The sequence below is a fragment of the Proteiniphilum propionicum genome, assembly GCF_022267555.1.
Classification (GTDB): Bacteria; Bacteroidota; Bacteroidia; order Bacteroidales; family Dysgonomonadaceae; genus Proteiniphilum; species Proteiniphilum propionicum.
Genome location: NZ_CP073586.1, coordinates 197,673 through 216,066 on the forward strand (window position 1 = coordinate 197,673; position 18,394 = coordinate 216,066).

General features: G+C 42.8%; 13 protein-coding genes. 10 read left to right on the forward strand and 3 right to left on the reverse strand.

Annotated features, from left to right (window positions below; all coding sequences use genetic code 11):
• Window positions 1-3: 3 nt before the first annotated feature.
• From KDN43_RS00685 to KDN43_RS00720, 9 genes are all read left to right on the forward strand, one after another.
• The gene (locus KDN43_RS00685; protein WP_238867787.1) at window positions 4-1,713 is read left to right on the forward strand and encodes a RagB/SusD family nutrient uptake outer membrane protein; all 1,710 of its coding nucleotides are present in this window, start codon (window positions 4-6) and stop codon (window positions 1,711-1,713) included.
• Window positions 1,714-1,733: 20 nt separating this feature from the next.
• Window positions 1,734-2,183 (forward strand): DUF5018 domain-containing protein, encoded by a 450-nt coding sequence (locus KDN43_RS00690; RefSeq protein ID WP_238867788.1) that lies wholly within the window; start codon window positions 1,734-1,736, stop codon window positions 2,181-2,183.
• Window positions 2,184-2,238: 55 nt separating this feature from the next.
• Window positions 2,239-3,696 (forward strand): DUF5018 domain-containing protein, encoded by a 1,458-nt coding sequence (locus KDN43_RS00695; RefSeq protein ID WP_238867789.1) that lies wholly within the window; start codon window positions 2,239-2,241, stop codon window positions 3,694-3,696.
• Between the two features lie 12 nt (window positions 3,697-3,708).
• Complete coding sequence (locus KDN43_RS00700) at window positions 3,709-3,936, forward strand: hypothetical protein (RefSeq protein WP_238867790.1); 228 nt, start codon at window positions 3,709-3,711, stop codon at window positions 3,934-3,936.
• Between the two features lie 29 nt (window positions 3,937-3,965).
• A complete protein-coding gene (locus KDN43_RS00705) occupies window positions 3,966-5,285 on the forward strand; it encodes a family 10 glycosylhydrolase (protein WP_238867791.1) in 1,320 nt (439 codons plus the stop codon).
• Between the two features lie 296 nt (window positions 5,286-5,581).
• Entirely contained in the window at window positions 5,582-7,858 is a 2,277-nt protein-coding gene (locus KDN43_RS00710; protein WP_238867792.1) for a DUF6259 domain-containing protein, read from the forward strand.
• A 121-nt stretch (window positions 7,859-7,979) separates the two neighbouring features.
• Window positions 7,980-9,464 carry a sodium:solute symporter gene (locus KDN43_RS00715; RefSeq protein WP_238867793.1) on the forward strand — a complete coding sequence of 495 codons (1,485 nt, stop codon included), beginning with the start codon at window positions 7,980-7,982 and terminating at the stop codon, window positions 9,462-9,464.
• A gap of 232 nt (window positions 9,465-9,696) precedes the next feature.
• Complete coding sequence (locus KDN43_RS16380) at window positions 9,697-9,822, forward strand: hypothetical protein (RefSeq protein ID WP_256448716.1); 126 nt, start codon at window positions 9,697-9,699, stop codon at window positions 9,820-9,822.
• A 140-nt stretch (window positions 9,823-9,962) separates the two neighbouring features.
• On the forward strand, window positions 9,963-12,161 hold the full coding sequence (locus KDN43_RS00720; RefSeq protein ID WP_238867794.1) for a GH92 family glycosyl hydrolase: 2,199 nt from the start codon (window positions 9,963-9,965) through the stop codon (window positions 12,159-12,161).
• A 7-nt stretch (window positions 12,162-12,168) separates the two neighbouring features.
• Here the strand turns inward: KDN43_RS00720 and recG are convergent, their stop codons facing one another.
• Together recG and glyA are read right to left on the reverse strand one after the other, a co-directional pair.
• Window positions 12,169-14,265 (reverse strand): ATP-dependent DNA helicase RecG, encoded by a 2,097-nt coding sequence (gene recG / locus KDN43_RS00725; protein WP_407681799.1) that lies wholly within the window; start codon window positions 14,263-14,265, stop codon window positions 12,169-12,171.
• 143 nt (window positions 14,266-14,408) lie between these two features.
• The gene (glyA, locus tag KDN43_RS00730) at window positions 14,409-15,689 is read right to left on the reverse strand and encodes a serine hydroxymethyltransferase (protein ID WP_238867796.1); all 1,281 of its coding nucleotides are present in this window, start codon (window positions 15,687-15,689) and stop codon (window positions 14,409-14,411) included.
• A 202-nt stretch (window positions 15,690-15,891) separates the two neighbouring features.
• Here glyA and KDN43_RS00735 point away from each other — a divergent pair, with 202 nt between their 5' ends.
• Complete coding sequence (locus KDN43_RS00735) at window positions 15,892-17,274, forward strand: tyrosine phenol-lyase (protein WP_238867797.1); 1,383 nt, start codon at window positions 15,892-15,894, stop codon at window positions 17,272-17,274.
• A gap of 30 nt (window positions 17,275-17,304) precedes the next feature.
• On the opposite strand, the gene rfbB is transcribed toward KDN43_RS00735, so the two are convergent.
• The gene (rfbB, locus tag KDN43_RS00740; protein ID WP_238867798.1) at window positions 17,305-18,360 is read right to left on the reverse strand and encodes a dTDP-glucose 4,6-dehydratase; all 1,056 of its coding nucleotides are present in this window, start codon (window positions 18,358-18,360) and stop codon (window positions 17,305-17,307) included.
• Window positions 18,361-18,394 lie beyond the last annotated feature (34 nt).

Genomic DNA, 18,394 nt, shown 5'->3' on the forward strand with positions numbered 1-18,394 from the left:
AAAATGAAAAACAGATCAATTATACTTATCATCACTATTGCCATCCTGGGATTTTATCTCTCTTCCTGCGTCGAAGACGTACTGGACATCGATGACACAAAAAACCTTTCAGATCTGGCAATATGGAGCACCGAGGGTGCAGCTGAAATGTATATCACAGCTGCATACAAAACATTTACAGACGTTTCTCAAGTTGCAAATAGCCGCCATCAATTTTTTGACAGCTATTCAGACATCATGAAATCCACCTCTTGGGATATCTACGGCCACCCCTACAACAAATCATTGTTACAGGCAAGTGCCTTTACAACTGGCAGTGCCGGGGCCTTTGAATGCTGGAGTCATGTTTATAATGACCGGATTCGCCGTGCAAACGTTCTTTTGACAGAGATCAAACGATATGGCGTTGAGAAATTTGGAGAAGAATGGAGCAATGTAAGAATGGCTGAGGTTCGTTTTGCACGCGCTTTCTCTTATTACCGACTGATCCGGGTTTATGGGGGAATCATTTTGCGTACTGATATATCGGGTACCAACGGGGGGGTAGATGATGGAGCTTATCAGGAAGATATTCATCGTGCCCGAGCAACAGAATCAGAAAGCTGGGATTTTGTGATCAAAGAACTGCTCTGGGCTGCCGAACACCTTCCGGAACAGTGGCCAGACAAATGGGACGGACGAGCCACAAAAAAAGCAGCATATGGCTTACTATCGCGCATGGCTTTACATGCTGGGGAATGGGAGACAGCTATCGATGTTGCACAAAAGGTGAAAGAACTGGGTGGTGCACTGGCACCGGACTATGCCAAAGTATTTCAGGTGGATGGTGGACAAGATAACACTTCCGAAATATTGTTCTCTTTGAACTTCTTAAGTGGAAGCGTTACACATCATTTTGACAGTTATAACCGACCATTTGGAGACAGAGCTGTACACAACACTTCAGCGATCTATGCGGAACATGTCCCAACAGGCGATCTGGCTGATCTTTACGAATTTTCCGACGGGACGCCTTTTTCTTGGGAATCCTACCAAGATCAATATGCTGACCCATATACTAATCGTGAACCTCGTTTTCACGCTACCATCCTCTACAATGGCAGTCAATGGGAAGGACGGGAAATTCAAACATATATTGGAGGCAGTGATGGTTTTGTTGCTTTCGAACAATCAGTATCAACGGGTGCTCATACATGCACAGGATATTATTTACGAAAATATCTGCAGGAAGGGAATACAGATTTTGTCACCAAGGGCAGTTACCAGTATGATGCCGTTTTACGCTACGCAGAAGTGTTACTGAACAAAGCGGAAGCGTATGCACAGCTTGACTATGCAACCTACCAGTCAGAAGCTCTCTCCGCGTTGAATGAGGTAAGAGCAAGAGTAGGGCTACCCCCAATAAAAGCAACAGATGCACCAAATAAAGACGCATTTATGGCATTTCTACGCAAGGAGCGATGCGTAGAGTTGGCAGGAGAAGGTTTTCGCTATTGGGACCTGCGTCGTTGGAAACTGGCAGAAAATGTAATAAACGATAAAAACGCACACGGTGTGAAAATCACAAAAAACGAAGACAATACGCTTACTTACGAAAAAGTAACTGTTGACGGAGGATCCAAACGCATTTTCCTTGAGAAATATTATTATTTTTCTCTACCCACTTCTGAAACAGCCAACAACAATCTTTGTGAAAACAATCCTTATTGGTGATCATAACAATAAAAAGAGATATGATGAAAATTATTGATAAAATAGGAATATTGATTATTCCTTTTGCATTGGCACTTTCATTGTGGAGTTGTGCCGAAGTGAATGACGAATATGTATTTATTCATGATACAAATACCATCTCACAGATGGTATGCAGAGCTTCTCACTCATCAGGTGAATACAGAGGCGAGATCACTGAATTTGACAAAGATGACAACATTGTTGAAGGTCCATTCAATCAGGAAGATATTGAGGGCGGATATGGCCTAATATTGTTTAAAATTCCCAAAACACTGGAGAAAGATGTGGATCTGACAAATGTTTACCTTATTGCAACGGTGACATATGATGTATTCATCACACCGTCACTAACCGGAAAACATGATATTACCAGTGATGGAATAATCATCACAGTGAAGTCAGGTGTCGGAACCACTCGTCAATACCGGGTAAGAGGGTATTATGAATAGAAAATTCATTGAATCGTTACTGGTTCATATTACAAACAATAAAATTTTCTTCGTAATGAAAAAAAATAAGATAAAATTACATAGTATATTACTCATTCTTGTTTTGGGACTTCTGAGTGCCTGTGACCAGGAAAAACTGTGCAACGAAGCAGCAATTATTCACTCATTTTCAGTAGTGGGCAAAGATAACACATATTACAAGGCACTTATTAACGATGACAACACGATCACCGTGAAAGTATCTCCATATGTCGATGCATCTGTTGCATTAGACTCAGCTAAGGCCACGTTTTATCTTTCTAAGGGTGCCACGGTATCTCCTGACCCATCTATTCCGCAGAATTTCGCACAAGAGGGAGGAATTAAATACACAGTCACTTCAGAAGATAAGAAAAACAGTCAAGATTATGTCATTTCGTGGGATATTTCAGATCACCTACCCTCGGGAGCAGGATTTAGTTATGCAGAAATTGGCCCCAGAAAATATTTCGATGAACTGGGCTACCCGGGAAAAGTGAGAAATTTCGGTTTTGCAGACTCTAAAATGTATGGTGACTTAAAAATGTACCACGCCTATTGCGGTGACTTTATTGTAATGCTGTCACGTGCATATATTGAAGCTGACCCGAACTCCCCCTATGGAATAAAGGTGCTAGATAAGAACAGTTTAAACGAAGCCGGATCTCTGAATCTCGGTTCAATAGCGATGATTGACTTAAAGGTGATTACCTCGGACTACAAGGGAAATATGGTAGGGATGGTAACAAAAGATGGGGAAACAGAACTTTTCTACTGGTCCACGCCCACCGATGCACCTATATCCATTGGTAAAATCGCCATAAACATGGCATCCACCAGTGACGGATCAAGCAATTTCCAGGTAGCAGGAGATGTCACATCAAACGCATGGATTACCGCAATGGCACCGCGTAATGTGAAGGGAGAGCATTATCGCGCAAAAATTTCTGCCGGAAAGTTGTCATCCAACTATTCAATTGTGGAAACTGGTTATCGGAGCGATGATTGTACTGGTTTTCAGATGATCTCACCTCTTGACAATTCTGACGAACCAAGTTTTGTTGTGGGTGACAGTGAGGGTACGGCAAATGCCGCAAATTCTAACCACGCTTACATAAATACATACGCTGGCTCAACAGTATCAGTTATGCCGGGACTTTGGCAGAATATTCTTCGATCCTGGTGGGTTGGCACCGGCTTTTCCACAGCACGCATGGGTGGCCGTTCACCGGTTGTATCTGCATTGGTCATCAACGGGAAAAGCTACGTGGTGGTTACAAGTGGAACAGCATGGTGGCACGCAGCCGCTGTGCTATCGCCTGACCTACAGACATTGGCACATGAAAATCTCAATATTGCTGACAGCGTTAGCCGTGGTTGGAGTTTGGGAGCCTGGGTCGATTGGTACTGGAATGAGGAAGACAAAGAAGCCTATCTGGCCGTTTGGTTTGAAAGGCTAGGTTTATATACGTACAAGCTGACCTGTTTTGAATAAATTTCTTTATAAATGGAGAGATGTATTACAGCCTCTCTCCATTTAAGGAATCTGAGCCGATCAATTGTTTATAGCTTTAACAATGAATACATTGAATATGCCATCAAGAGAGCAAATCGATATATTGGCGATGAATGCTCGGTTATTGGTACCATATATGGAGAAAATAATGAGTTCAATAAAGAGGATGCCGTATATGTATGCCTTACTGAAAACGATTTTAGAAAAAACCATCCATAATAAAATTTCTTTTACAACAACAATAAAAAATGAAGAAATACATATTTTTGCTAATAATACTGGCAGCTACCATCTTTACCGGCTTTACCGATTGTAAAAAAGATGAAGTGAGTAACTGTGAGAATAAACATGAGATTCCAATCGATATTGAGAAGCCCGATATAGTGATGAAACCCATACAAATGTGGATTGATGCACATGCAAATCTGAGTCGTTTTTCCCAAAAATCCAGTATTACCTCCTACCTGAAGAAAATGAAAGAAACCGGATTCAACGAGGTCTATGTCGATGTAAAACCGGGAATCGGATATGCGCTCTACAATAGTGATATACTCCCCCCACTCACAAAATGGGGCGATGTAACTGTTGAACGTGATTGGGATTACCTGGCTTACTGGATTGAAGAGGCCGAACGACTCGATATGAAGGTAATTGCAAGCTTATCGGTATTGGGATATGGTTATACCAAAACCAAAGAAGGGCTGGTTTATGAAGATGACAGGTGGAATGGAAAAACCCAAGAGGAAATGCCGGATAGCAGCAAACCTGATTTGCTCGTGGATATGCGTGACCAAACGAATGTGGACGCTGTAATGCTAAATCCGGCCATTCCCGAAGTACAAGTCTTTATCATCTCAATCATTGAAGAGATTGCTACCAAATATCCGAAACTGAAAGGAATCTGTCTCGATTATTGTCGCTGGTATGGCGGAAGGTATGGCTTTGGAGATGCAACCATTGCTGCATTTGAAGCCTACAGTGGAGTTAAAGTTAACGATAACAACCAAATTATCACCAGTAATGGAGGTGTCGGCCCGCTATACAAACATTGGATTGAATTCCGCTCCATGACAATAACCAATTTCATCACAAACATCAGTTCGAAAGTAAAGGGTGTTAATCCAGATCTAGAACTTCATCTTTGGGCATCGGCTGATTGGAGATCGCGATACATTGTGGGACAAAATTGGGCCAGCAAAAAATACAAACCAGCCGGCAGTAGTAGTATATATACAGATTCGTATAGCAAAACAGGTTTTGCCGATCAGATTGATGTCTTCTCGTTGGGAGCTTATACAAAGAAAATTTGGATCAAAGAAGATCCCAATTCCGTCTGGACCGTTGAAAACTTTGTGACCACCTATTCTGACTTTACCAGGGGTGACTGTGATGTACATGGTTCATTCGCTTCATACGCCTACGGAAACGATCAGGAGAAGATATCGGATGTAGTCTATCTCTGTCTGAAAAACACCGATGGTCTGATGGTATTTGAGATATCGCATGTTATCAACAACAATCAATGGGGTGCGATCGAAGATGGCATTAACCGTGTTTATAAAAAATAGAAAAATAAAATTAACCTTCCATTTATTGCTCAAATAACCAATCCAATTGACAATAAACTATTTCAAAACAATACAAAGATCGTTGAGATTGACATGGAATCAAAATCTACAGTGCTATTGCGAATTGATCCTCTTTAATTCATATATTAAAATTAATGCTTAGTTAAAACTTCATTTATAATACTGACAGTCAATAATTTATGCCATGCCCCTAAAAAACGTCATACTCAATTGATATTCAGCGAATTATAAGAACTATTTTAAAAAAATTACCGAAGTATTGTAAAATTAGAAAAATGAAAAAAAAATATAACTTTATCTTAATAACAATTTTCACTTTTTTTACTATTACTCTATTTTATCAATGCAAGAGTAGTAACTCAGACAATATTGTTTTTATTGAAAATGGAAAAATTAAATTGGGGTTCGAAAAAAAGACCGGTAAATTTTTAGTTTTTAACGACTTGATCACCGGGTATGAATTTATTGATCAAACCTTGGTTCGCAAGTTACCATGGGAAATAAACACTCAATCATCGGCAGACAATTCTTCTACAGTAAAAGAATTTTCACCTGCAAAATTCTCTTTTTCAAAGGTTGATCCATTTACTCTCATTTTGAAATGGGAAAAATTTGAAAATATGAACAATTTAAATGTAAAGGCCGAGATATCACTAGACAAAAATGATTCTTTTTCCTATTGGAATATTTCTGTGAACGGATTTGACAATGCTATAATCTCAAATGTGGTTTTCCCCAGAATTGAAGGAATAAAAGACATGGAGAATGAAGAATTGGTTATTCCTACATGGATGGGGAGCCTGATGAAAGATCCGAGAGCAGTTCTCTCAGGTGGAAATGGCAGAATGGAATGGCGTTATCCTGGCTCTTTGTCAAGTCAAGTCATCGCAGTTTATAATGCAGATAAAAATGGTTTCTACGCATCTTGTAATGACTCTCTATCATATGCTAAAAATTTTTCATTAAATCTCGACACATTAAATACGCTAGTATATGAAATGATAAATTATCCGTCCTCTTCCAATCCCAAATCAGACACGTATACTCCAAATTACAAAGGGGTAATAGGTTCTTTTGAGGGTGACTGGATTGACGTTGCAAACATATACAGCAAATTTGCTTTAAACCAAAAATGGGCAAAAGAAAGTAGGTTTAAAAATGGGTTAACCCCTTCTTGGCTTGAAAAAACAGCTTTATGGGTTTGGAACAGAGGGAAATCCGCTAACGTTCTTGAACCTGCTATTGAACTAAAACAGGCCCTGGGGCTACCCGTAAATGTTCTCTGGCATTGGTGGCACAATTGCTCATATGACGATAACTTTCCTGAATATCTACCTCCAAGGGAAGGCAAACAGCCATTTATTCATGCAGTTAGATCAGCACAAGATGCAGGTGTAAATTCAATTGTTTATATGAACGCAATTCAATGGGGAGAAGCAACCGAAGGATGGAAATCAGGCGAAGTTAAGCCCTACACAGTAAAAGATATAAATGGAAATGAACGTTCACATGTTTTTAATATATTCTCCGGTAAAGCCCTGATAAACATGTGTATCGGTACAAAATTCTGGAGAGATCATTATTCTTCATTATGTGATAGTGTTGTCAACATCTATGAAACGAATGGGGTCTATATGGACCAAACTTGTTTGAGTGTGATGTGTTACGATAAGAGCCATAATCACGATATTGGAGGAGGAAACTACTGGGTGGAAAATTCAGGAAAACTCATTAACCAAATTCGTTCCAAGGATTTCGGGGTAAAAAAACCCATTTTCACCGGAGAGGGATCCTCTGAAAATTGGCTTCCACATCTTGATGCTTTTCTAACCTTACAGGCAAGCAAGGAAAGATATGCAGGTATTGGCAATACTGAAACAATTCCTTTTTTTCAGGCCGTTTTTCATCAATATGGAATTACTTTTGGTAGCTATTCGTCCTTAGTTACTCCTCCTTATGATGAATTATGGCCAAAAAAATATGCTCCAAGCAACACAGAACAGCCATTAGATGAAATGTTTAATAAACAATTTTTAATGGAACAAGCAAAGTCTTTTGTATGGGGTATGCAGCCTACAATTGCAAATTACCATAGTTTTCTTGCATCAGAGAGAAGAGAAGAAATTGATTATTTAACAGAAATAGTCAAAACAAGATACAATGCCTTAGATTACTTGTTGTATGGTGAGTTTTGCAGAAATCCTGATTTGAAAATTCCCAGAGAAAATATAAAAATTTCCAAGCTTTCCATATATGCTGGTAAGACCGAGGAAAGTGTAACTACCTTTGAAAAAAATGTTCCATCACTATATGTTGGAACATGGAAAGCTAAAAATGGAAATATCGCCGTTGCTTTAGCAAGTATCAGTGATGAAGTTATTCCTGTAGATTTCACAATTGATCCTGAGAAATACAATATCTCTGCAGAAGGGGATGTCAACATAATTAAGGCAAGCGGGAAAATGCACTTGGAAACGTATTTAAATAATATTCACATTGAGATGAAATTGAATCCTAAAGATATAACCATAATTGAGATTGTGCCACAATAAGAACCATTTTAAATCAATATTTAAAAAATATCAAAGTCAACAATCCTGATAATTGTATATCTAATAAATATTTTAGTAATAATACGATTATCAGGTATTGTATACTATTTATAAAAAGATCATGCAGTCGGCATTTATATTGATAGTAATAGCAGTGTACTTCTCTGTACTGATGCTTATCTCTTATTTTACCAGCAGGAAAGGGTCGGGTAATGATGAGTTCTTCCGTGCAAACAAATCATCGAAGTGGTATGTGGTAGCAGTAGCGATGATAGGGACATCGATCTCGGGAGTGACCTTTGTATCTGTCCCCGGGATGGTGAGGAACCTTGATATGACCTATATGCAGATGGTGTTCGGGTTCTTTTTCGGGTATCTGGTTATCGCCTTTGTGTTGCTGCCTCTTTATTATCGGTTGAACCTGACTACCATTTATGGCTACCTGGATCAACGATATGGACCGAAATCGTACAAGACGGGAGCATGGTTTTTCCTTATATCAAAGATTGTGGGAGCTGCAGCAAGGCTTTACCTGGTCGCTTTTATACTGCAGTCACTGGTGTTCGACTCGTGGGGAGTGCCTTTCGTGGTGACGGTGACAGGTATAATATTGGTGATATGGCTCTATAGCCACAGGAGCGGGATTAAGACTATTATATGGACGGATTGGCTGCAGACGATACTTTTTATTACTGCACTTGTACTTATAGTGTGGCAGGTGGGCATGAGGATGGACCTTAATGTGGCGGGGATGGTGAAGACCATAAGGGAGAGCAGCCACTCCCGGATTTTTGTGTTCGACGACTGGGCATCGACGCAGAATTTCTTTAAACAGTTCTTCAGCGGGATGTTTATTACTATTGTGATGACGGGGCTGGATCAGGACCAGATGCAGAAGAACCTGACAATCCGCACGCTGAGGGATGCTCAGAAGAATGTGGTGTCGTATGGGCTTGCATTTATGCCGATAAACTTTCTGTTTCTTTGCCTTGGGGTGCTGATGATTATTTTCGCCGGCCAAACCGGTATTGAGCTGCCGGAGGTGTCGGACAATATACTGCCGGTGATAGCGAGCGAGCATCTGGGGCCGGTGGTGTTGGGTATTTTTGTATTGGGAATTGTGGCTGCTGCTTTTTCGAGCGCGGACTCGGCGTTGACGGCACTCACCACCTCGTTCTGCGTAGATATTCTGAATATGAAGGCTGTAAGGCAGTCCGAAGTGCAGGCGGAGAGGGATGTGAAAATACGGCGGAGAGTGCATGTAGGAATAAGTGCAGTGTTTGTGCTTATAATCCTGTTGATAAAGGCGATCGGCTCTGACAGCATAATAACTGCAATATATAAGCTTGCATCATACACCTATGGACCGCTGTTGGGACTATATTTCTTTGGGCTCTACTCAAGGGTGAAGCCTGAGGACAGATATGTGCCTTATGTGGCTTTCTCAGCCCCGGTGCTATGCTTTGTTATTGAGACGCTGATGATGCACTTTTTCAATTACAGGGTGGGGTATGAGCTTCTGCTTATGAACGGGCTGCTGACTGGGATTGGGCTCTGGCTTATTAATAAGGGTAAGAGACAGCTAAAAAAATGTATAAGAAAATGAAACAGAAATAATCAAAATTATTTCAGCCCTTTGTTCTGAAAATCAAATAAGAATAAAAAAAACATGCCAAATTCAAGCAGAATTTTTTTAAAATAGCTGCAATTACAACATCTGGTATCACAATTGCACCCAATTCCATATTGGGTAAATCACACGGTCACCTATCGCAAAGCGATAAATTAAACATCGCAGGTACCGGTTATACGGATTAGAAACTATTGAGTCGGATGAAATGCCGGCATTACATACACCCATCACTGGTGATGTCGGATGTTACATCAGGACCGGCAAACATGATGTGACGGAGTACGACTGGGAACGCCATCTGGATTCTGCCGACAAATGTTTCAAAAACTAATTTGTTTTGCTTATTTTCGCTGGTGAATCCATTTTTGGCAGATATGAAAGGGAGCTCATTCTTTATCTAATATTGGAAACATGAGGTTTTCCAGACTGTCAAATTAAACAAAATTGAATTTTGAAATTTCAGCAAAAAAAATGAAATTAATTTATCCGATTACTTTTTTGTCGATCGTTTTATTCGGTTGCACAGGTACAGCAGAGAAAAAACTCACTGACTATGTAAACCCTTTCTTAGGTACAGCCACCCTATGGGAACCCGAAGATCTGGGATATGTACGTACCTGGAAAAATCGCACCTGGGGAGCCGAGGTCTTTCCAGGCGCTTCACTACCCAATGCAATGGTGCAGCTAAGCCCGGTAACACAGTTCAGAAGCGGTGCCGGTTATCAGTACGAAGACACGGTAATCTACGGATTTGCCCACACCAACAAAGGTCACTGGAACCTGTTGCATATTCCCCTGCTGCCAGTCACGGGAGAGGTCACGCCTGGAAATTATGCTTCCGCTTTCAGTCATGATAACGAATCGGCTCATCCGGGATACTACCGGGTATTTCTCGAAACATACGGTATCGACGCGGAACTGACCTCCACACTGCGTTGCGGGTTTCATCAATATACTTATCCAAAGGGAGCAAAAAAGAAGTTGATTGCCGATATGGCACGTTCCAACAACCGGGTGAAGGATTGGAAGATTGAGAAGGTGGGCAAGTACGTCTTTTCCGGTTTCCAGGATGCTGAAGGGAAAATGTATTTCTACGCGATCTCCAATTATCCCATAGAGGATATTCGAACTCTGAAAGACAAACGGCATGAGGTCTCGTTGGTGGAGTTTGAAGAGAATGAAAACTTTGTTGTGTCGGGTGGAAATAATAAGAACAAAGGGAGAGGAAAAGATAAACCGCTGGAACTAAAAATAGGATTTTCCTTTGTGAGCGTGGAAAATGCAAAGATGAACCTGGAGAAGGAGATGATCGACAAGAGCTTTACGCAGGTAGCGAAGGAGGCTGATAAAACATGGGAGGAATTATTATCACATATTAAGGTTACAGGAGGAACAGCACGTGAAAAAGGGATTTTTTATTCTACCCTTTACCGTTCATTCCTATGGCCTGCACTACGCAGTGATGTAAACGGTGACTTCACCGACGAACGGGGAAACGTGGTAAATGAAGGGTTCCGCTATTATACCAATCCCTCGTTTTGGGACGACTACCGGAACAAGCTTGTGCTGCTGGGAATGATCTCTCCGGATGTCACGACGGACATCATCAAATCAATCACCGATAAGGGTGAGAAAAGAGGAGGCTATATGCCCATCTTCTTCCATGGCGACCATGCTTCGTTGTTTGTAGCCGGAAGCTGGTTACGCGGCATTACAGGGTTTGATCTGGAGCGTGCTTATAAATTGCTGCTCAAAAATGCAACTGTTCCCGGTCAGGGTGGAAGGCCCTATCTCGATGAATATCTGAAGCGGGGATGGATTGCAGAAAAAGATACTACCCACGTCCCCACCTGGGACGAGTACAAGGCGGCCGTCACCAAAACAGTGGAATATGCTTATGACGACTATGCGACAGCATTGATTGCCAAGGAGCTTGGGGATCAGGAGAATCATAACCTGCTGATGCGTCACTCCGGAAATTACAAAAACCTGTTCGACCCATCAACCGGCTTCTGGCGTGGCAAGATAGAGGATGGCACCTGGATAGCCGATTTCGATCCCTACTACCCCTATTTCGCCTATATGTACCGGGAAGCCAACGCCTGGAACTCACTCTTCTTTGCTCCCCACGATCCGGAAGGGATGATTGCTCTCTATCCTGATCACAAGGCGGTGGAGCAGAAGCTCGACTCACTCTTCACCGAACCATGGCGGGGTTATGAAGCGCACAACATGACCGGCTTTATCGGTAACTACTGTCATGGCAACCAACCCTCCCACTCGATTCCATACACCTACTACTTCATCGGGAAACAGGAGAAGGCGCAATGCGTATTGGACAGCATCATGGACCGATTCTATGATATGGGAGAGGAGAAGCTGGCTTACGCCGGCATGGACGATGCGGGAGAGATGTCAGCCTGGTATGTCCTCAATGCGATCGGATTATATACCTACTCACCTGCTAACCCGGAATACATCGTGTCGGTGCCGCTTTTCGACAGGGTGACATTCACCCTGGGTGACAATACCACTTTCACCATCCTGAAAGAAGGAAATGGAAAGAAGATCAGACAAATCAGATATGATGGTGATGTAATAAACGGGTGGTTTGTCACGCATGATCAACTCAAAAAAGGCCGGAAGTTGGTGATCACAACCACCGAATAGGGTTTTCTCAACTGATCCGGCTCCAGTCGTAACGGTTTCCGCTCAAGCGGCTTAACTGCTGTTTCAGGACCAGGTGCCCCGGCTGTTCCAGCTTTGGATCGTCACCAATGACACTTTCAGCTATCTCACGGGCGCGATAGAGGATGGCATTGTCGCGCACCAAGTCGGCAATACGCAGGTTGAAGGGGATACCACTCTGCTGTGTACCCTCGAGGTCTCCCGGGCCACGAAGCTTCAGGTCAGCCTCAGCTATCACAAAACCGTCATTGCTTTCAGTCATTATCTCAATCCGCTTACGAGTATCGGTAGATAGTTCGTAGGGAGTGATAAGTACGCAGAAAGACTGATCAGCCCCACGCCCTACCCTGCCCCGTAGCTGATGAAGCTGTGAGAGTCCAAAACGCTGTGCACTCTCAATCACCATCACACTCGCGTTTGGCACATTAACCCCTACCTCGATAACAGTGGTGGAAACCATAATCTGCGCATCGTTGCTCACGAACTGCTGCATAACCTCATCTTTCTCGGCGGGCTTCATTCGTCCATGCATCTTACAGACGCAAAATTCTGGAAATATCTCTTTTACGTGCAGATATCCCTCTTCCAGATTTTTCAGATCGAGTTTTTCACTCTCTTCAATCAACGGATAAACGATATATGCCTGCCGGCCTTCATTTATCTGATCACGGATAAACTGATAAAGAGCGCCACGTTTATTATCGTAACGGTGCAATGTATGTACAGGCTTTCTGCCAGGCGGCAGCTCGTCTATAACCGAAACATCAAGATCGCCATACACCGTCATAGCCAGCGTACGGGGGATAGGAGTGGCAGTCATTACCAGCACATGCGGGGGCCTGCAGCTTTTGGTCCACAATTTTGCACGCTGCGCCACACCAAAGCGATGCTGCTCATCAATCACCACAAATCCCAGTTTACTGAACTGAACCACATCCTCAATAAGAGCATGTGTGCCAATTAGTATATCAATCACTCCCGATTGCAGTTCTTTATGCATCACCTCGCGCTCTTTTTTCTTAGTAGAACCTGTAAGAAGAGCCACCTTCACCTTCATTCCTGAAAGCATTTTCGTAAAAGTCTCGAAGTGTTGTGATGCAAGAATCTCGGTAGGCGCCATCAGGCATGATTGAAACCCGTTATCCAGGGCTATCAGCATACACATAATAGCCACCAGTGTTTTGCCGCTTCCCACATCTCCCTGTAACAAGCGGTTCATCTGCTTCCCTGAAGCCGTGTCTTTCCTGATCTCTTTAATCACACGCTTCTGTGCACCTGTCAACGGGAACGGGAGCTTATACTTATAGAATGAATTGAGATGGTTTCCCACTTTACGGAAGACAAAACCGTTAAGTTTCATTTTCCTGTCGGAAGCATACCGCACAATACTGAGCTGTATATAGAAGAGTTCCTCAAACTTGAGGCGAAATTCAGCATCACGAAGGAGTGCCTGCGTTTTTGGAAAATGAATATTCTCAACCGCATCATGAAACGCCATCAGCTTTGCTGTCCTCACAACATCAGATGAAAGTGATTCTGGCAGCCTCTCCCTGATCATACCGAAAGCACTGCCTATTATCTTTTGCATTGCCTTAGAGTTAAGATAATGGTTTTTCATCTTCTCCGTGGTGTTATACATCGCCATCAGCCCCTCGGGGCGGGCAGAATCGTCCATGAAAGGGTCTATATCAGGATGGGCGATATTCCACCTTCCGTTGAAAAGGCTTGGCTTTCCAAAGACAATATACTCGGTGTTCAGCTTATATTTGCTTTCAATAAAGCGAATTCCCTGAAACCATACCAAATCAACAAAACCGGTTCCATCGGTAAAATGTGCTACTAAACGCCTTCTTCTTCCTTCGCCAAAGGTCTCAAACGCAGTGATACGTCCTTTCAACTGGATGAATGCCACAGAGTTATCGATCTCGTGCACATAATATATGCGTGATCTGTCCACATACCGGTAAGGGTACCAACGCAGAAGATCACCAAGCGTGAACACATCGATCTCCTTGTTGAGGATCTCGGCTCTTTTGGGTCCCACGCCGGGAATAAACTTTATGTCTGTCTGAAGTATATTCATTATACAATACTTGGCACTCGTTCCGGATAGCGAGTCTTGTGCAAAAATATAAAAAAATGAGGAACAGGTCAACCATTCCTCATTACATAAATCAAACACATCCCCGTAACCCTAATCACGGGATATCCATGGGTGAAAGCAGTTGCTTACCACGCGAAAAGCGGATATTGCTTCATGGTTGCATTCACCTTTCCCCGGACTGATGAAATTATTTTATCATCATCGGGATTAGAAAGCACCGTATCTATAAATTCCACAATTTCGCCCATAAGCTTCTCCTTGGCTCCACGAGTGGTGATAGCAGGCGTGCCGAATCGCAGGCCCGATGTTTGAAATGGAGAGCGGCTATCAAAAGGTACCATATTTTTATTGGCCGTGATATCGGCTTCTACAAGTACTTTTTCGCCCACTTTGCCAGTCAAGGCAGGGAATTTGGTGCGTAAATCTACTAGAACAATATGATTGTCAGTGCCTCCGGAAACAACTTTATAGCCTTTATCAATAAAGGCCTGTGCCATCACAGCTGCATTTTTCCTCACCTGTACCTGATAGGTTTTGTAGTCAGGCTGCAGAGCTTCATAAAAGGATACTGCCTTAGAGGCTATCACATGCTCCAGCGGCCCTCCCTGCATTCCCGGGAATACTGCTGAATCGAGCACCGCCGACATCATTTTCACTTCTCCTTTCGGTGTTGTCAGCCCCCACGGATTTTCAAAATCTTTACCCATCAAAATGATACCTCCCCTAGGGCCTCGCAACGTTTTATGGGTAGTAGATGTAACAATATGCGCATATTTAAGTGGATTCTCAAGCAATCCGGCGGCGATCAATCCTGCAGGATGCGCCATATCAACCATAAAAATAGCTCCTATCTCATCGGCTACCCTGCGGATACGTGCATAGTCCCACTCACGGGAATAGGCAGAAGCCCCGCCAATTATCAGTTTAGGCCTCTCTCTGCGGGCAACCTCATCAAGCTGATCATAATCTACCCGTTGATCATCCTCATGCACATTATATTCCAACGGCTGAAACATTATACCGGAAAAATTTACCGGAGAACCGTGTGAAAGATGGCCTCCGTGCGAAAGATTCAATCCAAGGAACTTATCTCCAGCCTTAAGGCATGCAAGAAACACTGCTGCATTGGCTTGTGCTCCGGAGTGCGGTTGCACGTTTACCCACTCTGCTCCGAACAATTCCTTTAACCTGTCGATGGCGAGCTGTTCGCTCATATCAACCACCTCACAACCTCCGTAATAACGTCTGCCAGGATAGCCTTCGGCATATTTATTAGTCAGCACAGACCCCATAGCCTGCATTACCTGTTCACTTACAAAATTCTCAGAAGCAATCAGCTCAATACCCTTCAGCTGCCGATCCCTCTCTTTTGCGATAATCTCAAAGATTTGTGTATCTTGATTCATTCAAACTGTAAATTTATTTTTAAAACAGAATGCAAATGTAAGAAGATTAAGCCAAAAAACAGTGCATTTTCACTAACCAATGTGATAAGAAAACGAAAATTGGAAAAAAAATTCATAAGCATAAAAATATCTCTCAATTTCTATGAGGAAACATAAATTTTATATACATTTGTAAAGGGAAAACCATCAAAATGATATTACTATGAGCCTAAACAAATACCCGGCGGAACCTTTCCGCATCAAATCGGTAGAAACCGTAAAGATGATCTCTCGCGAAGAACGTGAAAAAGTAATTAAAGAAGCAGGATATAACACATTCCTGATTAAAAGTGACGATGTTTATATTGACCTGTTGACTGACAGCGGGACCAACGCGATGAGCGACCGCCAATGGGCAGGAATGATGATTGGCGATGAGTCGTATGCCGGCAGCATCAACTTCAGGCATCTTGAAGAAACTGTACAGGATATATTCGGCTTTAAACATATTGTCCCCACACATCAGGGAAGGGGTGCCGAAAACCTGCTTTCACAGATTGCCATTAAACAGGGGCAATATGTTCCAGGGAACATGTATTTCACTACCACACGCTATCATCAGGAAAGAAACGGTGGCATCTTTGTGGATATTATCCGGGATGAAGCTCACGAAGCATGGATGAATATCCCTTTCAAAGGAGATATCGACCTGAATAAGCTGCAGAAGCTGATTGATGAAAAAGGGGCAGAAAACATCGCCTATGTGTGTCTTGCCGTCACTGTAAACCTTGCCGGCGGACAACCAGTCTCAATGAAAAACATGAAGGAGGTACGCGAACTGACACGCAGGCATGGCATCAGGGTATTTTATGATGCCACCCGGTGTGTTGAGAACGCCTATTTCATTAAGGAGCAGGAGGAGGGTTACACTGGCAAAACCATCCGGGAGATTGTACATGAAATGTTCAGCTATGCTGACGGATGCACTATGAGCGGAAAGAAGGATTGCCTGGTAAATATCGGCGGATTTTTATGCATGAATGACGATGATCTTTTTGCAGAGGCTAAGGAGCTGGTGGTAGCTTATGAAGGTATGCCGTCGTACGGTGGCATGGCTGGCCGTGATATGGAGGCTATGGCAATAGGGTTGAAGGAGTCTCTTCAATTTGAATATATAGAACACCGTGTGAAGCAGGTGCGTTATCTTGGCGACCTTCTTCTTAAAGCGGGAATACCCATTATAGAACCCACCGGCGGCCATGCTATATTTCTGGATGCCAGGCGATTTTGCCCGCACCTACAGCAGGACCGTTTTCCAGCCCAAAGCCTGGCAGCAAATCTTTATCTTGAATCGGGAGTGAGAAGTATGGAGCGTGGTATAGTTTCAGCGGGACGAAACAAATACACAGGGGATCATCACCGGCCTAAACTGGAGACGGTGAGACTAACCATTCCACGCCGTGTTTATACATACCGTCACATGGATCTGGTTGCCGAAGCAGTTATTTCACTGTATAAAAGAAGGGAGTCCATAAAAGGACTTCGTTTCGTGTATGAGCCGAAACAGTTACGCTTCTTCACAGCCAGGTTCGAAGAGACAGATTAAAAAAACATGTAATGTTTCCGAAAACAACAATTACATTTTATACATCTCCCGGTAATAATTTTGATACTCACCACTGGTAACGCTATCCAGCCAATCCTGATGATCGATGTACCACCGGACGGTCTTTTCAATCCCCTCTTCAAACTGGAGGGAGGGTTGCCATCCAAGTTCATCCTTTATCTTCGATGCATCGATGGCGTAACGTAAATCATGTCCGGCCCGGTCGGCTACATAGGTGATTAGTTTCTCCGACACACCCTCTTCCCTTCCGAGTAAACGGTCTGTAGTTTTAACAAGAAGGCGAATCAGATCGATATTTTTCCATTCGTTAAAGCCACCTATATTGTATGTATCGCCTTTTCGCCCATTATGAAAGACCAGGCATATAGCTCGGGCATGGTCCTCAACATAAAGCCAGTCGCGTACATTTACTCCTTCTCCATAAACAGGCAACGGCTTATTCCGGCGAATATTATTGATGAAAAGCGGAATCAGCTTCTCCGGGAACTGGTAAGGCCCGTAATTATTTGAGCAGTTGGTAATAACAACCGGAAGGCCGTAGGTATCGTGATAAGCTCTGACAAAATGATCGGAAGATGCCTTGGAAGCGGAGTATGGACTATGGGGATCGTAACGTGTCTCTTCAGTAAATAGTGTATTATCAAATTCCAATGCTCCATAAACTTCATCTGTGGAGACATGATAGAAAAGTTTATTCTCGAAGTTATCCTTCCAGCACTCCCTTGCAGCCTGTAACAGGTTAAGGGTGCCCATGACATTGGTTTCGGCAAAAGAAAATGGATCTGTAATTGATCGGTCCACATGACTTTCGGCAGCAAGGTGAATGACATTATCGATCTTGAATGTTTTGAAAACCTCTTTTATCTTATCAAAATCGCAGATATCGGCTTTCACAAAAGTGTAGTTAGGCTTATCCTCTACATCCTTCAGGTTAGCCAGATTCCCCGCATAGGTAAGTTTATCAAGATTTATGATATGATATTCCGGATAACTGTTCACGAACAGCCGTACAACATGTGAGCCTATAAAACCGGCTCCTCCGGTAATAAGGACATTTTTTTTCATAACAACTATTTTACTTTGATTAACAGACATTTAT